This window comes from uncultured Zoogloea sp., assembly GCF_937894855.1.
GTDB lineage: Bacteria > Pseudomonadota > Gammaproteobacteria > Burkholderiales > Rhodocyclaceae > Zoogloea > Zoogloea oryzae.
In genome coordinates this window covers 1-6101 of the sequence record NZ_CALAYQ010000146.1, presented here as the reverse complement: position 1 = coordinate 6101, position 6101 = coordinate 1, and the positions used below count along the sequence as shown (strand labels likewise).

Here is a 6101-nt window from a genome sequence, read left to right as displayed (position 1 = left end):
TCGAAGCCGAGGAAGACGTCCTTGAACTGGTTCATGCCCGCGTTGGTGAACAGCAGGGTCGGGTCCTCGTGGGGCACCAGCGAACTGGAGGCCACGATCTGGTGGCCCTTGGAGGCGAAGAATTCGAGGAACTTCTGGCGGATTTCGGCGCTTTTCATCGGCGTGGGGTCTCCGGGTGGCGTCGCGGGCGACGGTCGGGGGAACGCAAGTTTCAAAGCCTGAAATTGTAGCATCCAACCCTGCCGGCCCCTGATGGCTATAATCCGCCGTTCAATAACAGACAAACACCTTGAACGAGGGAGACAGCAATGGGCCACCGACTTTCCAAGATCTACACCCGAACCGGCGACGCCGGCACCACCGGCCTGGGCAACGGCAACCGGGTTTCCAAGAACAGCCTGCGCATCCACACCCTGGGCGAGGTGGATGAAGTGAACGCCGCCATCGGCATCCTGCTGTGCGAGGAGCTGCCCGATGACGTGCGAGGCCTGCTCACCAACGTGCAGCACGACCTGTTCGATCTGGGCGGCGAGGTGTGCATCCCGGGCATGGAGATGATCACCGCCAAGCAGGTCCAGTACCTGGAAGACGAGCTGGATCGCTTCAACGACGACCTGGAACCGCTGAAGGACTTCATCCTGCCCGGCGGCACCCGTGCCGCGGCGCTGTCCCACCAGGCGCGCACCATCTGCCGGCGCGCGGAGCGGATGATTGTTGCGCTCGGCCAGGAAGAGGCGGTGAATGACGCGCCGCGCCAGTACCTCAACCGCCTGTCGGACCTGCTCTTCGTGCTTGGCCGCGTGCTCAACCGCGCCGGCGGCCGCGGCGACGTGCTGTGGCAGAAGCGCAAGAACGCCTGATCCGCGCTCCGCTGCAAGCAAAAACGGCTGCCGATTCGGGCAGCCGTTTTTTGTTTACCAGTCGACCTTGTCGACCTGCCCGAGGGAGCGCCCGAGGAAGCGCTCGCCGATGGTCTGGAAACGCAGCGGGATGTCGGTGACGGTGTAGCGGTAGGTGGAGAGGGATTCGCCGTCGTTGGAGATGCCAAGTTCGGCAAGCTTCTGGGCGGCCTGCTCGGCGACGGTGATCGCCGAATCCACCAGCCGCACATTGGGGCCGACCACGTCCTGCAACAGCGGCTTGATGAGCGGGTAGTGGGTGCAGCCGAGCACCAGGGTGTCGACGTTTTCCACCAGCACCGGGCGCAGGTATTCCTGGGCGGTGAGCCGGGTCACCTCGTGCTCCAGCCAGCCTTCCTCGACCAGCGGCACGAACAGCGGGCAGGCCTGGGAATACACCCTCACGTTCGGATCAAGGGCGTGCATCCGGCGGGCATAGGCGTTGCTGTTGATGGTGGTGGGGGTGCCGATCACGCCGATGGCACGGGAGGTGGATTCGGCCACCGCGGCCCGGGCGCCAGCCTCGATCACGTCCAGCACCGGGATGCTGCCGGCCTTCTCCTTGACCACATGGGCCGCCACCGCCGCCATGGTGTTGCAGGCGATGATGAGCATCTTCACGCCCTGGTCGAGGAGGTAATCGGTGATCTGGCCGGTGAAGTGCTCGATGGTCGCCACCGACTTGACGCCGTAGGGCACCCGGGCGGTATCGCCGAAATAGACGATGTTCTCGAGCGGAAGGCGCTCCATCAGCGCGCGCACGACGGTGAGACCGCCTACGCCGGAGTCGAAGACCCCGATCGGCAGCTTGCCAATATCAGACATGATCGGAAGGGAAAACGGGGAAGCCGGATTCTACGCCACTCGGCGCAGCAGCGCGGGGCTAGTAGCCGAGACGGGCGACCAGCTCTTCTTCTTCCTCGGCGCTGAGGGCGAACTTGTAGGCGGATTTTTCGTCCGGCAGTTCACGCCATTTGCCGCCGATCTCGTTCAGGCGCCGCTCGATCTTGGCGCAGGAGATGTGCATCAGGATGGCGGGCGCATTGACGCGTTCGCAGGTGCGTTCGGCGCCGATCTGTTCAAACTCGAGCAGGCGCTCGTAGAAGGCCCGGTGACGCGGATTGATCTCGATGAGGATGTCGGTGCAGCCCTTCACGCGGTGGGCGTAGATGTATAGCAGGTGCACCAGCGAGATGATGAGGCGCTTGGAGCGCGCCGACGGGTCGATGGCGAAACGCCCGAACTCGCACAGCTTGGCGCCCTGGGAGCGCAGGCGGGCGGCTTCGGCGCCGTAGGTGGCATCGAGGGCGAGCCCGGCGGGGGAGTCGACGTTCACCGTCACGGTGGCGTAAACGCGGCCAAAGAGCTCGGCGTTCATGGTGAGCTGGTTCGGCTCGTCCGCCACACCAACCTGCCCATAACCGCGCCAGGCGTAGCGTTTCTGGATCAGCAGATCCGTCTCCCGGCGCCGTTCGCCGTCCCGCATCAGCATCTTGATGCGGAACTTGTCCTGCCGCTCGCTGGCAGCATTGACCGTCGGTCCATCCTCCGCGATGCACAGCGGATCGAACCTCCAGGACTCCATGGCGGTCACTTCCGCCAGAGTCTGTGGCGCGCGCGCGTCTTCGGCAGGTTTGGGAGAGGGTTTTCGAAACATCGCCGCGTACTATACCGTGCCTAAGGCACCTGGAACACCGTGTCTTAGTAGCGCCCATGTGACATGCTCCCTGACGATCGCCGAAGAATCGTCCTGTCGCGCCTTGAGCGCGGCGATAAGTCCTGGCGTTGCGGTGCTGTTCCCCATCGCGACTGCAATATTGCGCAGCCAGCGCTCGTGGCCGATCCGGTAAATCGGACTGCCGGCCAGGCGCTCGGCGAACTGTTTTTCGTCCCAACCGAAGAGCTCCACCAGCGTCGCCGAGTCGAGCCCGTGACGAGGAACGAAGTCGGCCTCGGCGGTCGGGCGGGCGAAGCGGTTCCACGGGCACACCAGCTGGCAGTCGTCGCACCCGTAGATCCGGTTGCCGATCAGGCTGCGGAGCGCTTCGGGGATGCTGCCGTGCAGCTCAATGGTCAGATACGAAATGCAGCGCCGGGCGTCCACCTGATAGGGCGCGACGATCGCCCCGGTCGGGCAGGCGGAGATGCACGCCGAGCAGGTGCCACAATGGCCTTCCACCGGCCCATCCACCGGCAGCGGCAGGTCGATGTAGATCTCGCCAAGAAAGAAGAACGACCCCGCCTCCCGGGACAGCAGCAGGCTGTGTTTGCCCCGCCAGCCCAGCCCGGCCTTGCCGGCCAGCGCCACCTCCATCACCGGCGCCGAATCCACGAACACCCGATGGGCGTTGGGCGCTTCGGCGGCGATGCGGTCGGCGAGCCGCTGCAGGCGGGCGCGCAGCACCTTGTGGTAATCGCGCCCGAGGGCGTAGCGTGAAATGTAGGCCTTGCCCGGCTGGTCGAGCACCGCCTCGGCGGCAGCGGCGTCGGGCAGGTAGGACATGCGCGCCGAGATCACCCGGCAGGTGCCCGGCAGCAGTTCGGCCGGACGGGAGCGCTTCGTCCCGTGTTTCTCCATATAATCCATCTGCCCGTGAAAGCCGGCGGCCAGCCAGGCCGCGAGGCCGCTTTCCGCTTCGGCCAGCCCGGTGTCGGAAATCCCCACCGCGTCAAACCCGAGCTCTCGCCCCCACGCCTTGATGCGTGCCGCGAGACCTGCCAGATCCCCATGCCCACCAGGAAGAATGTCGTGCTCCACGCTCATCACGAACATGATAACGATCCGTCGCCCAGCCTGCACCTGCGGGACGAGGCCGCGACGCTTGCAGCCGGCGAGCGCCTGGCCGGCGCCCTGCCCTCACGGCTGACCATCTACCTGCGCGGCGACCTGGGCGCCGGCAAGACCACCCTCACCCGCGGCCTGCTGCGGGGCCTGGGATTTGCCGGGAAAGTCAAAAGTCCAACGTATACCTTGGTCGAACCTTATAAAGATTCTAGAATAACCGTATATCACTTTGATTTTTATCGCTTCACCCATGCAGATGAGTTTCTTGAAGCCGGCCTGGACGAGTATTTCGAGGGCGACGGCATCCGTCTCGTCGAGTGGCCTGACCGCGCCCACCCCTATCTCTGCGCGGCAGATCTCGAAGTCGAACTGCAGCTTGCAGCAGACGGCGGGCGCCAGCTTGCGCTGCGCGCACTGAGCACGGAGGGTCGCAGATGTCTCGGAAAATTCGTCACCACGCCGGCAAGCCCGTCGCAGAACCCGTCGGCCTGCTGAGCCGCCGGCGCTTCATCGGCTCGACCAGCGCGGCGCTCCTGCTGCTGGTGAGCCGCAGCGGCCAGGCCGCCCAGACTTCCGTGCTGGCCGTGCGCGTGTGGCCCGCCAGGGATTACACCCGGATCACCCTCGAAAGCCGCGAACCCCTGGTGTTCACCCACCAGTCGGTGCACAACCCGGAACGCCTGGTGGTCGACCTGGAAGGCGTCGAGCTGAACGAGGTGCTCCAGTCGCTGCCCACCAAGATCACCGGGCAGGACCCGTACATCCAGCTCATCCGCGCCGGTCGCAACCGCCCGGGCGTGGTCCGGCTGGTCATCGAGCTCAAGGCCGAGGTCAGCCCGCAGGTGTTCACCCTACGTCCGGTGGGCGAATACGGCCACCGGCTGGTGCTGGATCTCTACCCCACCGAGCCCGTCGATCCGCTCCTCGCCTTGCTCGAGAAGATCTCTCCGGAAGAGGCCGCCGCCGGTGGCGCCACGCCGCCCCAGCGCAACGACGACAAACCCCGCAAGACCGCCGAAGCGCCCCGTGGCAAGCCCGCCGAGCCCCCGCCGCGCCGTGAAACGCCACAGCCCGAAGAGCCTCGCCGCGCGGACGACGACGACACCGTCAGTCGCCTGATCACCGTCGCCATCGACCCCGGCCACGGCGGCGAAGATCCGGGCGCAGTGGGCGCCGCCGGCAGCTTCGAGAAGCACGTCACCCTGGCCGTCGCCCGCCGCCTGAAGGCACGCATCGACGCCCAGCCCAACATGCGGGCGATGCTCACCCGCGACGCCGATTACTTCGTGCCGCTGCAGCAGCGCGTGGCCAAGGCCCGCCGGGTGCAGGCCGATCTCTTCGTGTCGATCCACGCCGACGCCTTCATCAGCCCGACGGCGCGGGGCAGTTCGGTGTTCGTGCTGTCCGAGAAAGGCGCGTCGAGTACCGCCGCCCGCCTGCTGGCCCAGAAGGAAAACGCGGCCGACCTGATCGGCGGGGTGAACATCGGGGTGAAGGACAGCCACCTGGCGCGCACCCTTCTCGATCTGTCGCAGACCGCGGCGATCAACGACAGCCTGAAGGTGGGCAAGGCGGTGCTGGGGGAGCTGGGCAACATCAACCGCCTGCACAAGGGCGAAGTGGAGCAGGCCAGCTTTGCGGTGCTGAAGGCGCCGGACATCCCGTCCATCCTGGTCGAGACGGCCTTCATCTCGAATCCGGAAGAAGAAGCCCGCCTGAACGACGAGGCCTACCAGGAGCGCATGGCCGAAGCCATCGTGCGCGGCCTGCGGCGTTACTTCGCGCGCAACCCGCCGATGGCCAAATCCAAGCTGGCGCGGCTCGACTGAATCCGCGCCGTCCGCAGGGTCAGCGGATGCAGACCTTGCGGACCTGCTTGAGGTCGGTGAGCCCGGCCATCACCTTTTCGATGCCGTCCTGGCGCAGGGTACGCATCCCCTCTTCCAGCGCCACCGACAGCAGGTTGGCGACCCGCGCCCGCTCCTGGATGAGTTCCTTCACCCGGTCGGTGCCGATCATCAGTTCGTGCAGGCCGAGCCGGCCGCGATAGCCGCCATTGCAGCTATCACAACCCACCGGTGCGTACAGCGTGAAACGACCATTCTTGTCGCCGTAGCGCTCGCGCCAGCCCTTCAGCACGGCTTCGCGCGCCTTGTCCGGGTCTTCCTTGAAGATCGGGGTGTTGTGCAGGTCCTCGCAGTATTCGTCCAGCAGGTGACGGATCTCGCCTTCGTCTGGGTGATAGGCCTTCTTGCACTTGCTGCACAGGCGCTTGGCCAGCCGCTGGGCCAGCACGCCGAGCAGCGCGTCTGCAAAGTTGAACGGGTCCATCCCCATGTCGAGCAGACGCACGATGGATTCGGGCGCGCTGTTGGTGTGCAGGGTGCTGAACACCAGGTGGCCGGTGAGCGAGGCTT

At 65.9% G+C, this 6101-nt stretch carries 8 protein-coding genes; 3 read left to right on the top strand and 5 right to left on the bottom strand.

Going from position 1 to position 6101, the window contains the following annotated elements:
- The coding region (locus Q0672_RS16440) for an alanine--tRNA ligase-related protein (RefSeq protein WP_298623963.1) at positions 1–158 on the bottom strand (158 nt) is incomplete at its 3' end.
- A 150-nt stretch (positions 159–308) separates the two neighbouring features.
- On the opposite strand from Q0672_RS16440, the gene Q0672_RS16435 reads away from it, so the two are divergent.
- Positions 309–860, top strand: a complete 552-nt coding sequence (locus Q0672_RS16435) for a cob(I)yrinic acid a,c-diamide adenosyltransferase (RefSeq protein WP_153162762.1) — start codon at positions 309–311, stop codon at positions 858–860.
- Positions 861–914: 54 nt separating this feature from the next.
- Here the strand turns inward: Q0672_RS16435 and murI are convergent, their stop codons facing one another.
- The 3 genes from murI to queG all read right to left on the bottom strand — a co-directional run bounded on the left by murI (position 915) and on the right by queG (position 3663).
- The gene (gene murI, locus Q0672_RS16430) at positions 915–1724 is read right to left on the bottom strand and encodes a glutamate racemase (RefSeq protein WP_153162761.1); all 810 of its coding nucleotides are present in this window, start codon (positions 1722–1724) and stop codon (positions 915–917) included.
- Between the two features lie 58 nt (positions 1725–1782).
- Positions 1783–2484 (bottom strand): long-chain N-acyl amino acid synthase, encoded by a 702-nt coding sequence (locus Q0672_RS16425; protein ID WP_153162760.1) that lies wholly within the window; start codon positions 2482–2484, stop codon positions 1783–1785.
- An 81-nt stretch (positions 2485–2565) separates the two neighbouring features.
- The gene (gene queG / locus Q0672_RS16420; protein ID WP_298623961.1) at positions 2566–3663 is read right to left on the bottom strand and encodes a tRNA epoxyqueuosine(34) reductase QueG; all 1098 of its coding nucleotides are present in this window, start codon (positions 3661–3663) and stop codon (positions 2566–2568) included.
- Between queG and tsaE the strand changes: the two genes are divergently transcribed.
- Positions 3649–4179, top strand: coding sequence for a tRNA (adenosine(37)-N6)-threonylcarbamoyltransferase complex ATPase subunit type 1 TsaE (tsaE, locus tag Q0672_RS16415; protein WP_298623958.1), 531 nt, complete (start codon positions 3649–3651; stop codon positions 4177–4179). The two genes, queG and tsaE, sit on opposite strands and share 15 nt — an antisense overlap.
- A complete protein-coding gene (locus Q0672_RS16410; protein WP_298623956.1) occupies positions 4119–5513 on the top strand; it encodes an N-acetylmuramoyl-L-alanine amidase in 1395 nt (464 codons plus the stop codon). Before tsaE ends, Q0672_RS16410 begins: the two co-directional genes overlap by 61 nt.
- 19 nt (positions 5514–5532) lie before the next feature.
- Here the strand turns inward: Q0672_RS16410 and Q0672_RS16405 are convergent.
- Positions 5533–6101 (bottom strand): ATPase, T2SS/T4P/T4SS family (locus Q0672_RS16405; protein ID WP_298623954.1); only part of this gene is annotated, 569 nt, incomplete at its 5' end.